This window comes from Herbaspirillum sp. GW821-FHT09A12 (genome assembly GCF_059418325.1).
The window spans coordinates 145,504-163,597 of record NZ_JBWKPR010000010.1 but is presented as its reverse complement, the minus strand read 5'-3'; the positions used below and the strand labels follow the sequence as shown (position 1 = coordinate 163,597).

The 18,094-nt window shown below is 64.5% G+C and carries 15 protein-coding genes and 1 riboswitch; of the genes, 5 read left to right on the top strand and 10 right to left on the bottom strand.

All coding sequences use genetic code 11. The features are described 5' to 3' along the window. Nucleotides 1–227 precede the first annotated feature (227 nt). The 8 genes from AC07N6_RS18940 to AC07N6_RS18905 all read right to left on the bottom strand — a co-directional run bounded on the left by AC07N6_RS18940 (nucleotide 228) and on the right by AC07N6_RS18905 (nucleotide 7,669). The gene (locus AC07N6_RS18940; RefSeq protein ID WP_494783045.1) at nucleotides 228–599 is read right to left on the bottom strand and encodes a tRNA-binding protein; all 372 of its coding nucleotides are present in this window, start codon (nucleotides 597–599) and stop codon (nucleotides 228–230) included. A 99-nt stretch (nucleotides 600–698) separates the two neighbouring features. Further along, nucleotides 699–1,460, bottom strand: a complete 762-nt coding sequence (gene cobA, locus AC07N6_RS18935) for a uroporphyrinogen-III C-methyltransferase (protein ID WP_494783044.1) — start codon at nucleotides 1,458–1,460, stop codon at nucleotides 699–701. A gap of 49 nt (nucleotides 1,461–1,509) precedes the next feature. Then, nucleotides 1,510–2,844: a sulfate adenylyltransferase subunit 1 gene (locus tag AC07N6_RS18930; RefSeq protein WP_494783043.1), complete on the bottom strand. Its 1,335-nt coding sequence runs from the start codon at nucleotides 2,842–2,844 to the stop codon at nucleotides 1,510–1,512. Beyond that, nucleotides 2,844–3,779 carry a sulfate adenylyltransferase subunit CysD gene (cysD, locus tag AC07N6_RS18925; protein WP_494783042.1) on the bottom strand — a complete coding sequence of 312 codons (936 nt, stop codon included), beginning with the start codon at nucleotides 3,777–3,779 and terminating at the stop codon, nucleotides 2,844–2,846. Before cysD ends, AC07N6_RS18930 begins: the two co-directional genes overlap by 1 nt. A gap of 69 nt (nucleotides 3,780–3,848) precedes the next feature. Next, a complete protein-coding gene (locus tag AC07N6_RS18920; RefSeq protein WP_494783041.1) occupies nucleotides 3,849–4,580 on the bottom strand; it encodes a phosphoadenylyl-sulfate reductase in 732 nt (243 codons plus the stop codon). Between the two features lie 18 nt (nucleotides 4,581–4,598). Then, nucleotides 4,599–5,126 carry a DUF934 domain-containing protein gene (locus AC07N6_RS18915; protein WP_494783040.1) on the bottom strand — a complete coding sequence of 176 codons (528 nt, stop codon included), beginning with the start codon at nucleotides 5,124–5,126 and terminating at the stop codon, nucleotides 4,599–4,601. Beyond that, a complete protein-coding gene (locus AC07N6_RS18910; protein ID WP_494783039.1) occupies nucleotides 5,119–6,819 on the bottom strand; it encodes a nitrite/sulfite reductase in 1,701 nt (566 codons plus the stop codon). Before AC07N6_RS18910 ends, AC07N6_RS18915 begins: the two co-directional genes overlap by 8 nt. Nucleotides 6,820–6,895: 76 nt before the next feature. After that, the gene (locus AC07N6_RS18905) at nucleotides 6,896–7,669 is read right to left on the bottom strand and encodes a sulfite exporter TauE/SafE family protein (RefSeq protein WP_494783038.1); all 774 of its coding nucleotides are present in this window, start codon (nucleotides 7,667–7,669) and stop codon (nucleotides 6,896–6,898) included. A gap of 175 nt (nucleotides 7,670–7,844) precedes the next feature. Between AC07N6_RS18905 and AC07N6_RS18900 the strand changes: the two genes are divergently transcribed. Both AC07N6_RS18900 and AC07N6_RS18895 read left to right on the top strand, forming a co-directional pair. After that, complete coding sequence (locus tag AC07N6_RS18900) at nucleotides 7,845–8,786, top strand: CysB family HTH-type transcriptional regulator (protein ID WP_494783037.1); 942 nt, start codon at nucleotides 7,845–7,847, stop codon at nucleotides 8,784–8,786. Between the two features lie 89 nt (nucleotides 8,787–8,875). Further along, nucleotides 8,876–10,609, top strand: coding sequence for a chloride channel protein (locus AC07N6_RS18895; RefSeq protein WP_494783036.1), 1,734 nt, complete (start codon nucleotides 8,876–8,878; stop codon nucleotides 10,607–10,609). A gap of 113 nt (nucleotides 10,610–10,722) precedes the next feature. Here the strand turns inward: AC07N6_RS18895 and AC07N6_RS18890 are convergent, their stop codons facing one another. Then, the gene (locus tag AC07N6_RS18890) at nucleotides 10,723–12,600 is read right to left on the bottom strand and encodes a chemotaxis protein CheA (RefSeq protein ID WP_494783035.1); all 1,878 of its coding nucleotides are present in this window, start codon (nucleotides 12,598–12,600) and stop codon (nucleotides 10,723–10,725) included. After that, complete coding sequence (locus AC07N6_RS18885) at nucleotides 12,600–13,331, bottom strand: protein phosphatase CheZ (RefSeq protein WP_494783034.1); 732 nt, start codon at nucleotides 13,329–13,331, stop codon at nucleotides 12,600–12,602. The genes AC07N6_RS18890 and AC07N6_RS18885 overlap by 1 nt, the downstream gene beginning before the upstream one ends. Before the next feature lie 473 nt (nucleotides 13,332–13,804). After that, a riboswitch (cobalamin riboswitch) is annotated at nucleotides 13,805–14,086 on the top strand. A 68-nt stretch (nucleotides 14,087–14,154) separates the two neighbouring features. Here AC07N6_RS18885 and AC07N6_RS18880 point away from each other — a divergent pair. The 3 genes from AC07N6_RS18880 to AC07N6_RS18870 are packed head-to-tail and all read left to right on the top strand — an operon-like array spanning nucleotide 14,155 to nucleotide 17,938. After that, nucleotides 14,155–16,149: a TonB-dependent receptor domain-containing protein gene (locus AC07N6_RS18880; RefSeq protein WP_494783033.1), complete on the top strand. Its 1,995-nt coding sequence runs from the start codon at nucleotides 14,155–14,157 to the stop codon at nucleotides 16,147–16,149. Between the two features lie 26 nt (nucleotides 16,150–16,175). After that, nucleotides 16,176–17,159: a FecCD family ABC transporter permease gene (locus AC07N6_RS18875; protein WP_494783032.1), complete on the top strand. Its 984-nt coding sequence runs from the start codon at nucleotides 16,176–16,178 to the stop codon at nucleotides 17,157–17,159. Next, a complete protein-coding gene (locus AC07N6_RS18870; RefSeq protein ID WP_494783031.1) occupies nucleotides 17,156–17,938 on the top strand; it encodes an ABC transporter ATP-binding protein in 783 nt (260 codons plus the stop codon). Before AC07N6_RS18875 ends, AC07N6_RS18870 begins: the two co-directional genes overlap by 4 nt. Nucleotides 17,939–18,094 lie beyond the last annotated feature (156 nt).

The following is an 18,094-nucleotide window of genomic DNA, read 5'->3' as shown; positions in this document are numbered from 1 at the left end:
GACAAAACAGTGCCTACGATTGAAGTGTTACCTATGTCCCGGCACATTTGTTACCCATGTCCCCGGTCTATACAGCGAAGCAAAGAAAGTGAGCGGCTGCCGGGCCGCCCCCGGCGCTCCCCTCCGACCGGAGAAAGAAAAGCATAAAGCCAGTACATCGACCAGCCGCAAGAGCAGACTACCCAAAAAACAGCAAGACCAGGCTACCCCAAAAAATAGATTCTTACTTAGAACAGCCTGGCACCGTTAGGCACAACCTGGTCAGGCCTGAACAGCACAACTTCACCAGCATCATCGGGAAACCCCAGCGTCAACACTTCCGACATGAACTTGCCAATCTGGCGCGGCGGGAAGTTCACCACCGCCGCCACCTGGCGCCCCATCAAGTCTTCCAGCCGATAATGCGCCGTGATCTGCGCACTGCTCTGCCGCACGCCGATGCCCGAGCCGAAATCGATCTTCAGTTTGTAGGCAGGCTTGCGCGCTTCGGGAAAGGCTTCGGCCGAGACGATGGTGCCGATGCGGATGTCGACCTTGAGGAAGGCATCGAAATCGATGGGATCGGCAGCGGGGGCGTTGGTGTCGTGCAGCAGGTGCATGGCGGGGCCTCAAGACGGTGAAGCCGCGATGATAGCAATCATTGCCGCCGGTCGGGCAAGTGCAGGGGAGGAGAGGGAAGCGGGTTACGCCAAACCGGGTCAGTCGCGCTCGGCCAGCGCCGGCCCGATCATCACCAGCACCGGCCCGCTGCAGGCCTGCAGCCCGGCTTCCAGTCCGGCCAATTGCAGGTGGTAGATGTGCTCGTCCGGACGGCTGCAGTTTTCCACCACCACCACCGGCGTATCCGGCGCATAGCCCAGCGCCAGCAGCCGGCGCGCGGTGGCGGTGGCTTCGCGTCCGCCCATGTACTGCACCAGCGTGTCGCCGTTGGGCATGATCACTTCGTTGGGCTGGTCGGGGGCGGTGCTGGAGGTGAACAGTGAAACGCTGCGGGCGATGCCGCGCCGGGTCAGCGGGCGTTTGGCTGAAGCCGCGGCCGCCAGGGCGGCGGTGATGCCGGGCACGACTTCATAGGGGATGCGGTGCGCTTCCAGCGCGCGCATTTCCTCGTCGGCGCGGCCGAACAGCATGGGGTCGCCGCCTTTCAAGCGCACCACGCGGCGGTACTGCTGCGCCGCCGCCACCAGTTTCTCGTTGATCTCCACCTGCGCGGTGGAACGCTGGCCGCTGCGCTTGCCGACCGGGATCTTCACCGCTTGCGGGCACAGCGCAAGGATTTCTTCCGTCACCAGCGCATCGTGCAACACGGCGTCGGCGTCGGCCAGGATGCGTGCGCCACGTACGGTGAGAAGGTCGGCCGCGCCGGGGCCGGCGCCGATCAGCCACACCCGGCCCGGATTGTCCGGGCCGGGCTGGGTGGCGTCAGGAAGGGGAGAGGATGCTGCCGGATCGGTGGCCATGGCCTGCTGTACTTGAATCGGATCGATGGGAAGGGCGCGCGTTGGGCCCTTAGTCGATCCGGATCATACCAGCGGCAACCGTCTGGTGCGTCACTTCATCGATCAGGATGAAGGCGCCGGTCGCGCGGATGGCTTCGTAGCTGTCGGCGGCGATGGGTTGCTGCACGTTCACCGTCACGCGGGCGATGTCGTTGAGCTTCAGGGTGTCGGCCGGGCGGCGTTCCTGGGTGTTGATGTCGAGCAAGGTGTCGACCTTGGACACGCGCGCCGCCACTTGCTTGGTGGTGTGCTTGAGCCAGTACTTGCGGCGCAGGTCCAGCGGGTCTTCGGACAGCCAGCAGACGTCGGCGGTGACCGACTTCAGCGCCACCGGCGCCTGGCCGGCCGCGGCCAGCAGGTCGCCGCGCGAGATGTCCAGGTATTCATCCAGCAGGATGGTGACCGACTGGCCGGCCGAGGCCGATTCCAGCGAGCCGTCCAGGGTCTGGATCTCTTTCACGGTGGCGTTCTGGCCGCCGGGCAGCACCACCAGCTTGTCGCCCTTGGCAACGCGGCCGGCTTCGATGCGGCCCATGTAGCCGCGGAAGTCGTTGGCCTCATGGCCGTTGTGGCGCGCCACCAGTTGCACCGGGAAGCGGAACGGCTCGGCGTGCGCGTCTTCGTACACCGACAGCGACTCCAGCAGCTCGATCAGCGTCGGGCCCTGGTACCACGGCATCTTCACGCTCTCGGCCACGACGTTGTCGCCCACCAGCGCCGACAGCGGGATGGCGTGCACGTCCTTCAGGCCCAGTTGCAGCGCGAACTGCTGGTAGGCGCCGACGATACGGTGGTAGACGGTTTCGTCATAGTCGATCAGGTCCATCTTGTTGATCGCCACGATCACGTGCTCGATCTGCAGCAGGTGGGCGATGGTCGAGTGGCGCTTGGTCTGGGTCAGCAATTCCACGCTGCCATCGTCGCCCAGCTTCACCTTGGACACGTCCACCAGGATGATCACGGCATCGGCGGTCGAGGCGCCGGTCACCATGTTGCGGGTGTATTGCTCGTGGCCGGGGGTATCGGCGATGATGAACTTGCGCTTGGGCGTGGCGAAGTAGCGGTAGGCCACGTCGATGGTGATGCCTTGCTCGCGCTCGGCTTCCAGGCCGTCGGTCAGCAGCGACAGGTCAACCGTGTCGCCCACGGTGCGCTTGTGCTTGGCGCGCGAGATGGCGTCCAACTGGTCGGCGAAGATGCCCTTGCTGTCGAACAGCAGGCGGCCGATCAGCGTGCTCTTGCCGTCGTCCACCGAACCGGCGGTGATGAAGCGCAGCAGGCCGCGCTCATGCGGCTGCGCATTGGCGGCGTTGCTCAATTGTTCTTGTGTGGCGGCGGCGTTCATCAGAAATATCCTTCTTTCTTGCGTTTTTCCATCGAGGCTTCGGACGTCTGGTCGTCCATGCGGGTGGCGCCGCGCTCGGTAATCTGGGTCACCGCGGTCTCGGCGATGATGGCTTCTACCGTGGCGGCGTCGGACGCCACCGGGCAGGTGCAGGAGATGTCGCCCACGGTGCGGAAGCGCACCACGCGGCTTTCCACGGTCTCGCCTTCGCGCGCCGGGGTCAGGTCGGTCAGCGGCACCAGCAGGCCGTTGCGCGGGATCACTTCGCGCTCGTGCGCGAAGTAGATCGGCGGCAGCGCCAGCTTCTCGCGGGCGATGTACTGCCACACGTCCAGCTCGGTCCAGTTGGAAATCGGGAACACGCGCATGTTCTCGCCCGGGTGCACGCGGGTGTTATACAGGTCCCACAGCTCGGGGCGCTGGGCCTTGGGGTTCCATTGGCCGAATTCGTCGCGGAAGGAGAAGATGCGTTCCTTGGCGCGGGCCTTCTCTTCATCGCGCCGGGCGCCGCCGATACAGGCGTCGAACTTGAATTCCTCGATGGTTTCCAGCAGCGTCACCGCCTGCGCGGCGTTGCGCGAGTCGGTCTGCGGGTTGCGCAGGCGCACGGTGCCGCGCTTGATCGAGTCTTCCACCGAACGCACCACCAGGCGCTCGCCCAGTTCGGCGGCGCGGCGGTCGCGGAATTCGATCACTTCCTGGAAGTTGTGGCCGGTGTCGATATGCACCAGCGGGAACGGGAACTTGCCGGGGCGGAAAGCCTTTTCGGCAATGCGCAGCAGCACCACCGAATCCTTGCCGCCGGAGAACAGCAGGGCAGGGTTGCCGCACTCGGCCGCGACCTCGCGCATGATGTGGATCGCTTCCGATTCCAGCCAGTCCAGGTGGCGGTTGCTGGCGTTGTCCAAAAAGAGTTTGTCTACCGCAGTGTTCATGCCGGGCCTTCCGATGCTTGCGTATTGTTGTGTTGCTTGATTGTCTGGTGTGCCGATGGGGCGCCGGCCTCAGGCCGGCGCGTGCGCCTTGATGCGCACCAGCTTGCCGTCCACCACATGCAGGCCGCATTCCTTGGAGTCCGGGTTTTCCCACCACCAGCGGCCGGCGCGGATATCCTCGCCGGGCTGGATGGCGCGGGTGCAGGGTTCGCAGCCGATCGACGGGTAACCCTGGTCGTGCAGCGGGTTGTAGGGCACGTCGTTGGCGCGGATGTAGTCCCACACGTCCTGCTCGGACCAGTCGGCCAGCGGGTTGAATTTCTCCATGCCATGCGCTTCATCGCGCTCTTGCACATGCAATTCGGCGCGGGTGACCGACTGCGCGCGGCGCTGGCCGGTGATCCAGGCGGTTTTGCCGGCCAGGGCGCGGTTCAGCGGCTCCATCTTGCGGATGCGGCAGCATTCCTTGCGCAGTTCGACGCTGTCGTAGAAGGCGTTGAGGCCGTGGTCCTTGACGTAGGCTTCGATCGCTTCAGGTTGCGGGCGATAAGGCGTGACATCGTAATCGTAGGTCGCGCGGATGCGCTCCAGCATGCCCACGGTTTCCTGGTGCAGGCGGCCGGTTTCCAGCGTGAAGATGGAAATGTTGTCCTGCAGCTTGCCGCGCAGGATCAGGTCGGTCAGCACCATGTCTTCGGCCGCCAGGCTGGAGGCGAATACGGCCGGGGCATACTGCGCGGCGATGGTGTCCAGCGTCGCTTGGGTTTTTGCGATGAGATCCTGCAAAGCCTGGTTCGACATGATGTTGCCTTTTTCTTTTCAGTCCGCCGTTTGCACCGCTTCGCGCTTGACGCGGCGGAACAGCGGGTTCTTTTCATCCCACGAGGTCTGGTACTTCTCGGAGAAGTCGGTCAGGCCCTTGACGGCGTCGTGGATGTTCTTGTCGGCGCGCACCGCGAAGGCGTCGAAGCCCACGCGCTGCATGTAGAACAACTGGTCGCGCAGCACGTCGCCGACCGCGCGCAGCTCGCCGGTATAGCCCAGGCGCGCACGCAGGTTGTAGGCGATCGAGTAGCCGCGGCCATCGGCGAACTTGGGGAAATCCACCGCCACCACCTTGAACTGGGCCAGTTCGCCCTTGAGTTCTTCGGCGCGTTCGTCGCTGGCGAACCAGACGCCGATGTCGGGACGGCTCTTGAGCGTGTCGCGCTGCGCCTGCCAGGTCTTGAGCGGGACGATGACTTTGCCTGCCGGGACGGTCACGGTTTCCGCGCTCTCGCCTTCGGCCAGGCGCAGGATGTTCCAGTCGTCGGCGACGACGGTCTTGTTTTTGATGATGTCAGGCATTGGCGTCTTCTCCTGCGAGATAGTCGGCCGACGTTGCGATCGGCGTGGCGTAAACGAATTCCTTGAATGGGGCGACGCCGATGCGGCGCACGGTATCGATGAAGAGTTCATCTTCGGTACGCTGCTTGACGTACACCTGCAGCAGCCGGTCGATCACGGTGGGCATCTGCTGCGCCGAGAACGAAGGGCCGATGATCTTGCCGATCGACGAGGTGTTGCCCTGCGCGCCGCCCAGCGAGACCTGGTACCACTCGGAGCCGTCCTTGTCGACGCCCAGGATGCCGATGTTGCCGACGTGGTGGTGGCCGCAGGCGTTGATGCAACCCGAGATGTTGAGTTCGATGTCGCCGATGTCGTGCTGGTAGTCGATGTCTTCGAACTTCTCGGCAATCGCCTGGGCGATCGGGATCGACTTGGCGTTGGCCAGCGAGCAGAAGTCGCCGCCGGGGCAGCAGATGATGTCGGTCAGCAGGCCGATGTTGGGCGTGGCCAGGCCATGCGACTTGGCCAGCTTCCACAACGTGTACAGCTCGGACTGCTTGACGTCGGCCAGCACCAGGTTCTGCTCGTGCGTCACGCGCAACTCGCCGAAGCTGTACTGGTCGGCCAGGTCGGCGGCGAAGATCATCTGGTCGGCGGTGATGTCGCCCGGCGGCACGCCCGGCTTCTTCAGCGACAGGATCACGGCGGCGTAACCGGGGACCTTGTGCGCCTTGACGTTGCGCAGCAGCCAGTTGGCGAAGCCGCGGTCTTGCGCCTTCAGGCGCTCGAACTCGGCGTCCACCGCCGGCAGGGTCTCATAGGCGGGCGGCACGAAGTATTGCGCCACGCGCTGCAGTTCTTCCTCGGTCAGGGTCGAGGGGCCGTCCTTGATCTGGGCCCATTCCTCTTCCACCTGGCGCGCGAACTCTTCCGGGCCGATGGCCTTGACCAGGATCTTGATGCGGGCCTTGTAGATGTTGTCGCGGCGGCCGTACTGGTTGTACACGCGCAGGATCGCTTCCAGGTAGGACATCGCGTGATGCCAGGGCAGGAACTCGCGGATCACGCTGCCCAGGATAGGGGTGCGGCCCATGCCGCCGCCCACCAGCACGCGGAAACCCACTGCGCCGGCTTGGTCCTTGACCACGTGCAGGCCGATGTCGTGCACGGCGGTGGCGGCGCGGTCTTCCTTGGCGCCGCTGATGGCGATCTTGAACTTGCGCGGCAGGTAGGCGAACTCGGGGTGGAAGGTGCTCCACTCGCGGATCAGTTCGGCGTACGGGCGCGGGTCGACGATCTCGTCGGCGGCCACGCCGGCCAGCTCGTCGGAGGTGGTATTGCGGATGCAGTTGCCGGAAGTCTGGATGGCATGCATCTCGACGCTGGCCAGTTCGGCCAGGATGTCGGGGGACTCTTCCAGCTTGATCCAGTTGAACTGGATGTTCTGGCGGGTGGTGAAGTGGCCGTAGCCGCGGTCGTTCTTGACGGCGATCTCGGCGAACTTGCGCAACTGTTTGGAGGCCAGCATGCCGTAGGGAATGGCGATGCGCAGCATGTAGGCATGGCGTTGCAGGTAGAGGCCGTTCTGCAGGCGCAGGATGCGGAACTCGTCTTCTACCAGTTCGTCCGACAGGCGTCGGCGCACCTGGTCTCGATATTGTGCAACTCGCTCTTTGACGATCTGGTGATCGTATTGGTCATAGCGGTACATCTTATATAGGTCCCTGTTAACGTCTTATTGAGGCTGCGCCTTCACGTCCGGCGCCGCCCCGCATTGAAAAACCAGCCTACCAAATCAGCTTCACGGCGACGCTCGTCAGCGTAATCGCCAGCAGGCCACGCAAGAATTTCTCCGGCACCGCGCGCGCTGCGAGCGAACCGAGTGTGATGCCCGGGAGCGAACCCAGGAGCAGTGTTGCCAGCAATTCCCAGTTGATCGAACCCAGCCACCAGTGGCCCAGGGCGGCGATCGCGGTCAGCGGCACCGCGTAGGCGATGTCGGTGCCCGCGATTTCCGCCGGCGACAGGCGCGGGTAAAGCAGAACCAGCAGGGTCGCGCCGACCGCACCGGCGCCGATCGAGGAGATCGTCACCAGCATACCGAGCACGGCGCCGGCGATGATGGTCGCATGGCGCAGGTCGGCGCCTTGCAACTGGCGCTCCGGATGGGCATTGAGCCACCCTTGCAGTTTACCCCTGAACAGCAGCGCGATCACGGTGAGCAACACCGAGATGGCGATCGAATAACGGATGACCTGGCTGATGCCGTCGCTGACGGCGCCGAAATGTTTCAGCAGCAGCGTGGTTGCCAGCGCGGCCGGCAGGGCGCCGTAGGACAGGCGGCGCACGATGTCCCATCGCACCGTGCCCTTGAAGCGGTGGGCCAGGGTGCCGGCGGTCTTGGTGGCCGAGGCGAACGCCAGGTCGGTGCCGACCGCGACACTGGGGTGGATACCGAACAGCAAGGTCAGGAGCGGGGTCATGAGCGAGCCGCCGCCGACGCCGGTCAGTCCGACCAGCAGTCCCACGGCAAATCCGCTTACTACATAAGAAACAGTCATAACACCTCGCCCATTAGTCTGCGAATCGTAATAAACTTATGTTTCAAACCAAACTACATAGTATTTATTTGCTTATATACGCCTTTGGCATATGCAAATGAGGCGGCTGAGCGCATGCGCGCGCAGTCCGGCAAATAGGCGGCGGCGACCGCCGGGTAGTCAGCGAGGGCTTTCCATGAATCTTCATCAATTCCGTTTCGTGCGCGAAGCGGTGCGCCAGAATTTCAACCTGACCGAGGCGGCCAAGGCCTTGTATACCTCGCAGCCGGGCGTCTCCAAGGCCATCATCGAGCTGGAAGAGGAGCTCGGCGTGGATATCTTCACCCGCCACGGCAAGCGCATCCGCGGCCTGACCGAGCCCGGCCGCGCCGTGCTGCGTTCGGTGGAGCTGATCATGCAGGAAGTCGATGGCTTGAAACGCATCGGCAAGGAATTCGCCGCCCACGACAGCGGCAGCTTCACCATCGCCACCACCCACACCCAGGCGCGCTATGCGCTGCCCAAGGTGGTGCAGGCGTTTACCCAGAAGTACCCCAAGGTGCACCTGTCGTTGCTGCAGGGAAACCCCAAGCAGATCACCGAAATGGTCCGCAACGACCAGGCCGACATCGCCATCGCCACCGAAGCGCTGGCCTCGGGCGAGGGGCTGGTCTCGCTGCCGTGCTACCAGTGGGAGCATGTGGTGGTGGTGCCGCCCGAGCATCCGCTGCTGCAATCCAAGAGCCTGACGCTGGAAGAGATCGCGGCCTATCCGCTGATCACTTACGATTCGGCCTTCAGCGGCCGCAGCAAGATCGACCATGCCTTTTCGCTGCGCCACCTCAAGCCCGACGTGGTGCTGGAGGCGATTGACGCCGACGTCATCAAGACCTATGTCGAGCTGGGCATGGGGGTGGGCATCATCGCCGGCATCGCCTTCGATGCCGAACGCGACCGCGGCTTGCGTTCGATCCCGGTCGGCCATCTGTTCGGCACCAACGTCTCGCGCGTGGCCTTGAAGCAGGGGGCTTACCTGCGCGGCTATGTCTACACTTTCATCGAATTGCTCACGCCGACCCTGAACCGCAAGCTGATCTCGCAGGTGATGGAAGGCGAGAAGGACATGTACGAGCTGTAACGGGGCGGGCCACCGGCCATCCGCTCAGGCAGCGTGGTAAGCCGCCGTGCCCCTGGGCATGGCGGCGGCAAGAACAGGGAAATTGACCAATGAGGAAAGTATGGGCGGCCGCATCGCGGCCGCAGCGCCATTTGCGCCGTCTGTGGCTGCAATACGGGATCCTGTGGACGGGGGCGGTGGTCACCGGCCTGGTGGCGGTGATGTATGCGCGCCTGATCGATCTCGGCTTCGAACTGTTCCAGGGCATGCAAAGCCGCCACCACTGGCTGCCGTTGCTGCTGACGCCGGCCATGGGCGCGCTGTGCGTCTGGCTCACGCGCAGGTATTTTCCGGGCTCGGAAGGCAGCGGCATCCCGCAGGTGATCGCCTCCCTGGCCGAGCAGGGCGAGCACACGTCCAAACTGGCGCGCAAGTTGCTGACCGTGCGTATCGTGGTGGGCAAGATCGGCATTTCTTTCCTCGGCATCCTCTCCGGTTTCACCATCGGCCGCGAAGGCCCGACGGTGCAAGTGGGCGCGGCGCTGATGTACAACATGCGCCGCTTTTACCCGCGCCCGAGCGCCATCCTGGAAAAGCGCCTGATCCTGGCTGGCGCCGCCGCGGGCTTGGCGGCCGCCTTCAATACCCCGCTGGCGGGTATCGTGTTTGCCATCGAGGAACTCTCGCGCAGCTTCGAGCAGCGCGCCAGTGGCGTGGTGATCACTACCATCATCTTTGCCGGCGTGGTGGCCCTGGGCCTGACCGGCAACTACACCTATTTTGGCACTATCACCACCGGCGCTGACAGCGCGCGCGAGGTGATCGTGGCGGTGATCCTGTGCGGACTGCTGATGGGCGGGGCCGGCGGTTGCTTCTGCTGGTTGCTGCTCAATACGCCGAAATGGATTCCGGCGCCGCTGTTGCGCCTGCGCACGCAGCGTCCGGTGGTTTTCGGCGCGCTGTGCGGCCTGCTGGTGGCGGTGATCGGCGTGGCCGCGGGCGGCGTTACCTTCGGCAGCGGCTATGTCGAAGCCAAGGGCTTGCTCACCGGGCAGCAGGAGTTGTCGGGCATTTATCCGCTGGCCAAGATGGCGTCGATGGTCGGCTCCTACCTGCCGGGCACCCCCGGCGGCATTTTCGCGCCATCGCTGTCGATTGGCGCCGGTTTCGGCAATTTGCTGCACATGCTGTTTGGCGACATCTCCTTGCCGGTGCTGATCGCGCTGGCCATGGTCGGCTATCTGGCGGCGGTGACGCAGTCGCCGATCACTTCCTTCGTGATCGTGATGGAAATGATCAACGGCCACGCGCTGGTGATCTCCCTGATGGCCACCGCCTTGCTGGCCAGCCGCGTGTCGCGTTTCTTCACGCCGCCGCTGTATGAGGCGCTGTCGGAGCGTTACTCGCACCGGCCCGGCAACCTTGCGCCGCCGCCGGCTGCAACGCCGGCGCCCGCAGCCGAACCGGCATCTGCATCTGCTCCGGCGGTGGTGCCGGAAGCGGAGGCGCCTGCGCCGCAAGCTGCGGATCCGGCGCCCGTTGTGCTGCAAAGCGCAGCGCCGGCCGAACCGCAAGTGCCCATTCCATCGCCAGCGCCGGTTGCCGGCGCGCCCGAGCCTTCCTCAAGCGCCGATCAAAAGGCAGCGCCCCGCAGGCTGAAGCCAAGGCGCAAGCGGCAGGAGGCAAAAACGGAGCAACCATCGGCGGCGGTTGTGCAGGCAGCGCCATCGGCCCATGCTGCCGATGCGCATGCCGCGCCTCCGGTGCAAGCCAGGCCGTCGTCGCCCAAGCCGCGCCAAGCCAGGAAGGTCTATCGCCAAGGCGACCTGTTCGACGAGATGTGACAGGAAGCGCGGCGGCAACCAGTTGTCAGCCGCACAATGCAAGAAATGCAAAACGGCCGGGTCTGTGAAGACCCGGCCGTTTTGTTTGGCACCGAAGATGCGTTATCGGCCCATCAGACTTGTGCCACCGCCGAACGTTCGGTGTCGTTGCAGCCATCCAGCAGGAAGGACAGGCCCACCACCAGCACCAGTTCGCCTTCGGCCGAGCGGGCCGTGCCGGTGATGCCATTGGTGTGGATCGCCGTCAGCGGCTTGATCACCAGGTCGGCCGTGCCTTCCACCGACTCCACGCCGAGGATGTAGGGGTGGGGCACCGCCATGACCACGCCCACGCGTTCGTTGCCCGGTTCGTAGCCCAGCACGCCGGCCAGCGAATGCACCGGCAGCGGGCGGCCCTGGTCGCGCAGCACCGGGGCGCCGCCGACTTCGTCGAAGGTTTCCGGCAGTTCCACCACGCGCTCCACCACCGCCATCGGCAGCGCCAGCGGCGCGCCGGCGCAGCGCACCAGCATGGTCGGGATGATCGACAGTTCGATCGGCAGGCGGATCGAGAACTTGGTGCCCTTGCCGATGGTCGAGTCGATGCGGATGGTGCCGCGATGCTTTTCCACCGCGGTCTTGACCACGTCCATGCCGACCCCGCGGCCGGACACGCTGGACGCCACTTCCTTGGTCGAGAAGCCGGGCAGGAACACCAGCTGCAGCGCCTCGTCGGTGGTCAGCGCCTGATGCTCGGTGATCAGGCCCTTGGCCAGCGCCTTGTTGCGCAGCATATCGGGATCCATGCCCTTGCCGTCGTCGAACACTTCGATCATGACGCTGCTGCCGGCCTGCCAGGCGTGCAGCGAGATGGTCGACTTGCTCGGCTTGCCGGCGGCGGCGCGGTCGACTTCGATGCCGTGGTCCAGCGAGTTGCGCAGCATGTGCACCAGCGGGTCGTAGAGGCTGTCCACCACCACGCGGTCGACTTCGGTTTCGGCGCCGGTAATGACCAGGTCGACATCCTTGCCGAGGTCCTTGGCCAGTTCGCGCACCAGGCGGGGAAATTTCTGGAACAGGCGGCCGACCGGCTGCATGCGGGTCGACAGCGTGGCGCGCTGCAGTTCGCTGGAGTAGCGCGAGGCGCGGCCCAGCGTCTCGGCCAGCGTCGACATCAGCGCGGCGGCGGTGCCTTCGAACTTGAATTGCTGCAGCTTTTCCAGCAGCACGGCGGCCTGGTTGGCAGCCTGCACCGATTCGCCCGCCACTTCCAGCAGGGCATCCAGCTTGCCGGCATCGATACGGATGCTTTCTTCCTTGGCGTTGTCCGAGGCGCGGCGGCTCTGTTGTTGGGCCGGGGCCGCTGCGGCAGGCTTGGATTCGCCGCCGGTTTCCACCGCCGGCGTCGCGGCCGGGGCTTGCGCCACGGCGGTTGCGGCCGGCGCGCTACCGGCCGCGGCGCTGTTCGGGGCGTCGGTGGTGGCGCCGGTCACGGCCTGGTACATCGATTCCCAGTCCAGTTGGCCGTCTTTCATGACGCTGGCGCCGTTGGCCTCAGCCTGGACGGCGGCGGCAGGCGCAGGCGCCGTGGCGGTAGCCGCAGTCGCGGCTACCGGGACCTGGCCCTTGCCTTCGATGGCTTGGGTCAGGATGCCTTCGAGATCCGGCGGCATCGACGCCAGGCTGTCGGGGGCGGCGCCGTTGGACAGTTCGTTCAACTGGTCGGCCACGAAGCCGCTGGCTTGCAGCGCGGCTTCGATCGCCAGCGGCGTGACCGGCGCCTTGCCGGTGCGCAGCGCGTCGAACAGGTTTTCCGTGAGGTGGCAGGCCGACACCATGGCCGGCAGGTTGACGAACCCGGCGCCGCCTTTGATGGTGTGGAATGCGCGGAAAACCGCGTTGAGGATTTCCAGATCGTCAGGATGCCGTTCGAGCGTCAGCAGATGCTCTTCCACGTTGGAGGCAAGCTCCAACGCTTCAACGACAAAGTCCTTGAGCATTTCGTCATCCATTAGAACCCCAGGCTATCGAGTAAATCGTCCACGTCATTTTGAACCATGGCGGCGCCGGGGGCGGCGGGGCCATTGAGCAGGGAAACCGGTTTTTCCGCTTCGATCTGCGCGCGTACTTCAGGCGGCGCATTGTCGCGCAGCAACTGCGCCAGTTCGTGTTCGGCGGTGGTGGTGATGCCGACAATCTTCTTGATCAGCTGGCCGGTGATGTCCTGGAAGTCCTGGGCCATCATGATTTCCAGCATGCGGGCTTTTTCCGCTTCGGTCGATTCCAGCACGGCGGCGGAGAATTTTTGCGAGTCGCCGGCCAGTTGCTTGAATTCGTCGATGCTCATCTGGCCCGCATACAGCTTGGCCCAGCGATCGTTGATGTTCCTGGCGTGCTCCTGCAGGCGGTCTTGCGCCGGCATGCCCGAATCGAGGGCGTTGAGCACCTTGTTGGCTGCCTGTTCGGTCAAGGTGGCGACATGCTCCAGGCGGCTTTGCGCATCGCCGATCTGGGTAGCCACATCGGTGAGCGAGCGGTCGTAGCCCAATTCGCGCATGGAGTCGTGCAGCAAGCGCACAATGCCGCCCAGGCGCTCGTACATCGGCTTGTCGGACTGGTCTTCCTCCACCGCCGGTTGCGCATCGCTTGCGGCGGCGGCAGGGGCTGCGCCGGCCACGGTCGTGGGCAGCGCCTGGGCGGAAATTTCGTCGAACAATGCTTCCAAATCAACGTCGTCGCTCATGATTTCTGGTTCCCCCTACAAATTTGGTGCACTTCCATGTTGCCCGCTCCGGCAGATCGAGCGGGTCGTCCTTTGAAGCCGCGCCGCATGCCTGAATCGCCTGGCCCGGTTGGCGGGCAGAGTATTCAATGCTTATCGGCACAAGCCATCGGAGTCTGAAGGCCGTACAGGCCACGACAGCGATTCGGCAGCATCGTCCGGGGCTACGGCTTGTTGCCGGACCGGCCCACGTTACCAGTTGGCTGAGTATAGGACGCGTGCCAGCCGGGTCATCGGCTAAACAGCGAGTGAAATCCCCCATTTGTTCCCGTTTCTCCGGCGTTTCGGGTCCCCTCGACCCGGCCCTGTCAGCGACATTTTTCCATTCTTTTGCGTTATCGCGTCAGATTTTAACGAGCTTTTTCTTAAAAGCAATCTTTGCCATGATTTTTATCATGAATCGTGTTTGACCTTGTTGCCCGTGGGTGTCGCGCTTACAATTGCGCGGTTTTGGTGCCCGCTGGCGCGTCCGCGCCGGCAGTTAAACGGGAAACACGAATGGACGCATGCCGGATGCCCGCATCCGTATTGTCGAAAATATAACGTGTGCTGCCCCCGCAACGGTAATCAGGCGCCGGCTCCCGGATGTTGACGCATCAGGCAACAGGGCCGGCCATCCATCACCAAGCCACTGTGCTTGCGGCGCGAGCTGCTGCATGGGAAGGCACGATGGCGCAGCCTGAAGCCCGGATACCGGCCAAGACAGGGGGAGACCGCCCAGCGGCTTCCATGGAATCCGGCTTGCGGGGAGGCAGGCTGGAGAATTCTTATTCAGATACCCTTCATGAAGCAATACCAATTCCACCCGCGCCGCACGGCCGGTCAACCGGCCGTCATTCGCGCCGCCGTTTCATTCACCTTGTCCGCGTTGGCCGCATGGAGCTACACCCCGGCGCATGCCCAGGCCAGCGCCAATGCCGCTGCCGACAGCGCATTGGCGCCGGTGGTCGTGTCGGCCTCGCGTTTTCCGAACGATCCGGCATTTCCGCCGGTAGCCGCCACCGTCATCACCGCCGAGCAGATCCGCGAAGCCGGCATCGACAATGCCAATGAGGCGATCCGCAAGCTGGGCGGCGTCTATGGTCGCCAGAGCGTGGCCGGCCCCAACGACTTTCCGCTGGACTTGCGCGGCTTCGGCTCCAATGGCGACCAGAACATGGTGGTGCTGGTGGATGGCGTGCGCATTTCCGAGAATGAGTTGACGACGCCGCTGCTGTCCTCGATTCCGATTGAAATCATCGAACGCATCGAGATCGTGCGCGGCGGCAGCAGCGTGCTGTACGGCAGCGGCGCCACCGGCGGCACCATCCAGATCGTCACCAAGCGCCCGCAGCCCAATGCCGGACACGGCTCCGTCGTCGCCGAAGTCGGCACCGACGGCCAGCGCGCCGGGCGCGCCTTTGTTTCTCGCGGTTGGGACAACATGTCGATCGACGCCAGCTATGCCAAGGCGCATAACGATAATTACCGCGACAACACCAAGTCCAACCAGGAAAATTTCAGCACCACGGTGCAATGGTTCGCCAGCGACTGGCGCTTCGGCTTGCGCGCCAATATCGCGCGCGCCGATTACGGCCTGGCCGGCGGGCTCTCGCTGGCGCAGTTCAACGCCAATCCGCGCCAGGCGAAAACGCCGTTCGACTACGGTTCGTATGACAACGACAGCATCACCGCCTTCCTGGAGCGCCGTTTCGGCGCCTTCGATGTCGCCGCCGAACTGTCGCACCGCGAGAAGATCGCGCGCGCCAATTACGTCAGTACGGCCACCACGTTGCAGACCAATGTGCGCAATACGCAATTCTCGCCGCGCATCCGCCACGTGCTGGAAGCCGGGCCGATCAAGAACGAACTGATCGCCGGGGTCGACCTTGCCGAGTGGAACCTCAATACCGTCGCTTCTTACGGCAATAGCGACGCCGCCCAGCGCTCCAAGGCGTTTTACCTGCGCGACGAGATCGAGTTCGACAAGAATGCCCGCATCGCCGCAGGGGTGCGCCGCGAGATCTTCACGCAAAGCAGCGTATCGAGCGTCTACGGGATGAACAGCGGCGTCAATGCCTGGGACTTGCAGGCCAGCTATGCATTGGTGCCATCGCTGCGCGCCTTCGCCAAGACCGGGCAGAGTTACCGCCTGGCGACGGCCGATGAGAACGGCTTCAACGGCCTGCCGACCGGCCAGATCCTCAAGCCGCAGGTATCGCACGACCTGGAGATCGGCGCGACCTGGGGCTCGGTGGATCGGCAACTGACCGCCAAGTGGTTCCGCCACCGCGTGCGCGACGAGATCTATTACGACCCGACCGGCGGCGCCTTCGGCTTCGGAGCCAATTCCAACCTCGATCCCACCAAGCACCAAGGCGTGGAACTTGAGGGCAAGTTGCGCGTGACCGAGGCCGTCACCGTCAGCGCCACTTACCAGCACGTCGAAGCCAAGTTCACCGAAGGCGTGAATGCCGGCAAGGAATTGGCGCTGGTGCCGCGTAACATGCTGTCCACGCGGGTCAACTGGAAGTCCGGGAACCAGAGCGCCGACGCCGGTTTGCGCTGGGTCGACAGCCAACGCTACGGCAGCGACTTTTCCAATACTTGCGCGGCGCGCATACCGTCCTACACCACCTTGGACGCGCGTTATGCAATCCGGGTGAATGCCTGGGAGTTCGCCCTGACCGGCACCAACCTGGCCGGCCGCGATTACTACTCGCAGGCTTTCTCCTGCCAAGGCAGCATCTATCCGGAAAACGGCCGGGAGGTAAAATTCACCGCCCGTTACGACTTCTGATGATGCACTCCTGACCGCTATCGCCGATGCGACGTTACCTCTGGCCGTTATCCGCCTTGCTGCTGCTGTCCGTGTTCGCACTGGCGGCCGCGGCCCTGTGCGGCAGCAGCGGCTGCCTGCGTCCATCGGCGGCGGCCGATACCGTTTCCCTGATGTTGTCGCTGCGGGTGCCGCGCGCATTGACCGCCTTCGCGGTGGGCGCGCTGCTGGCCCTGGCCGGCGCACTGATGCAAGTGCTGCTGCGCAATCCGCTGGCCGACCCTTATGTGCTGGGCCTGTCGGGCGGATCGGCTGCGGGCGCCTTGCTGGCGATGCTGGCGGCGCTGCAGTTCGGCTTGCCGCCGCGCCTGGTCACCGCGCCGGGCGCGTTGCTGGGCGCCGCGCTGGCGGTGCTGCTGCTGTTCGGGCTGGTGCGCCAGTCGCTGCGGCATCTGGCCTTGTCGCCGCTGCTGTCGAGCCAGCGCCTGTTGCTGACGGGCGTGATGCTGGCCGCCGGCTTCGGCGCCATCATTTCCCTGGCCTTGTCGATCGCCCCCGATTCGCAGTTGCGCGGCATGGTGTTCTGGCTGATCGGCGATCTGGACGATGCGCGCCTGCTGCCGCTGGCGGCGGCGGTCTTGCTGCTGGCGCTGCTGTGGGCAGTGCGCCATGCGCCGGCATTGAACCTGCTGGCGCGCGGAGACAGTTTCGCCCAACTGCTGGGCGTGCCGGTCTTGCGCCTGCGCGTGATGACGCTCTGTGCGGCGTCGGCGGCGACCGCCGCCGCCGTCGCCATGGCCGGCACCGTCGGCTTTGTCGGCCTGGTAGTGCCCCATACGTTGCGTCTTCTGGTCGGCAACGACCAGCGCCTGCTGTTGCCGGCATCGGTGCTGGCCGGCGGCGCGGCGTTGACGCTGGCCGACCTGGCCGCGCGTACCGTGGTCGCCCCGACGCAATTGCCGGTGGGCGTCATCACGGCGCTGGTCGGGGTGCCGGTGTTCTTGTGGCTGCTGGCGCGGAGCCGGGTATGAATGTGGCGCCCACGCCATTGCTGGAAACGGTCCAATTGGAGCTGCGGGCAGGGGCGCGCGCATTGTTGTCGGCGTTGGACTGGCGCGTCTGTGCTGGTGAATTCTGGTGCGTGCTGGGTCTCAACGGTGCCGGCAAGAGTAGCTTGCTGCATACGGTTGCGGGTTTGTTGCAACCGGCGCGGGGAGACATTTTCCTGGGAGGGGCGCCGTTGGAGTCGCTCTCGCCCAGCACGCTTGCCCTGCAGCGGGGGCTGTTGCAGCAGCAACAGCATGATGCGTTTTCCATGCCGGTGTTGGATGCGGTCAAGGCGGGTGGTTTTGCCCGTGGCGGCAGTTGGGGCGAGGATGCGCTCGATAGCCGCCGCGCTTTTGCGGCGCTTGAGCGGGTCGGCCTGGCCACCTTGGCGCGGTCGGACCTGCTGGCGCTGTCGGGTGGCGAGCGCCAGCGCGTCGGCCTGGCAACCTTGTTGGTGCAGGATCCCTCGATCTTTTTGCTAGATGAACCTACTTCCCATCAAGACATCGCTGCGCAGTTGGCCGTGATGGCTTTGTTGCGGGACTTGGCCGCGCAAGGCAAGGCGGTAATCGCCAGTTGCCATGATCTCAACCTTGCCCGGCGCTTCGCGACCCATGCCTTGTTGCTTGGAGCCGGGAGGCACTTGCTCGGACACGTAAACGACGTGATGCATGCCGACGGCCTGGAAGAGGTCTTCGGCTGCCGTTTCCGGACGATAGAGGACGAGGGCATGCCCTTGTTTGTTCCCGTGGCGAACGGCTGATAAACCAAAGGGATTAATAAGAATAAAAAAGAATGTTTTGTTCGTGGCAGCAAGGGCGGCTGCCCAAATCGCAGACAGCGGCGTGTACATGGGCCTGGAAGGCGCATATGCCATGGCCAACTCGATTCTTGGCCCTGGTACAAATTCAAGGAATTT

Excerpts from the sequence above, each read along its gene's own strand:
- AC07N6_RS18940 (WP_494783045.1), bottom strand. The coding sequence starts at position 599 with ATGCACCTGCTGCACGACACCAACGCCCCCGCTGCCGATCCCATCGAT.
- cobA (WP_494783044.1), bottom strand. The coding sequence starts at position 1,460 with ATGGCCACCGATCCGGCAGCATCCTCTCCCCTTCCTGACGCCACCCAG.
- AC07N6_RS18930 (WP_494783043.1), bottom strand. The coding sequence starts at position 2,844 with ATGAACGCCGCCGCCACACAAGAACAATTGAGCAACGCCGCCAATGCG.
- cysD (WP_494783042.1), bottom strand. The coding sequence starts at position 3,779 with ATGAACACTGCGGTAGACAAACTCTTTTTGGACAACGCCAGCAACCGC.
- AC07N6_RS18920 (WP_494783041.1), bottom strand. The coding sequence starts at position 4,580 with ATGTCGAACCAGGCTTTGCAGGATCTCATCGCAAAAACCCAAGCGACG.
- AC07N6_RS18915 (WP_494783040.1), bottom strand. The coding sequence starts at position 5,126 with ATGCCTGACATCATCAAAAACAAGACCGTCGTCGCCGACGACTGGAAC.
- AC07N6_RS18910 (WP_494783039.1), bottom strand. The coding sequence starts at position 6,819 with ATGTACCGCTATGACCAATACGATCACCAGATCGTCAAAGAGCGAGTT.
- AC07N6_RS18905 (WP_494783038.1), bottom strand. The coding sequence starts at position 7,669 with ATGACTGTTTCTTATGTAGTAAGCGGATTTGCCGTGGGACTGCTGGTC.
- AC07N6_RS18900 (WP_494783037.1), top strand. The coding sequence starts at position 7,845 with ATGAATCTTCATCAATTCCGTTTCGTGCGCGAAGCGGTGCGCCAGAAT.
- AC07N6_RS18895 (WP_494783036.1), top strand. The coding sequence starts at position 8,876 with ATGAGGAAAGTATGGGCGGCCGCATCGCGGCCGCAGCGCCATTTGCGC.
- AC07N6_RS18890 (WP_494783035.1), bottom strand. The coding sequence starts at position 12,600 with ATGGATGACGAAATGCTCAAGGACTTTGTCGTTGAAGCGTTGGAGCTT.
- AC07N6_RS18885 (WP_494783034.1), bottom strand. The coding sequence starts at position 13,331 with ATGAGCGACGACGTTGATTTGGAAGCATTGTTCGACGAAATTTCCGCC.
- AC07N6_RS18880 (WP_494783033.1), top strand. The coding sequence starts at position 14,155 with ATGAAGCAATACCAATTCCACCCGCGCCGCACGGCCGGTCAACCGGCC.
- AC07N6_RS18875 (WP_494783032.1), top strand. The coding sequence starts at position 16,176 with ATGCGACGTTACCTCTGGCCGTTATCCGCCTTGCTGCTGCTGTCCGTG.
- AC07N6_RS18870 (WP_494783031.1), top strand. The coding sequence starts at position 17,156 with ATGAATGTGGCGCCCACGCCATTGCTGGAAACGGTCCAATTGGAGCTG.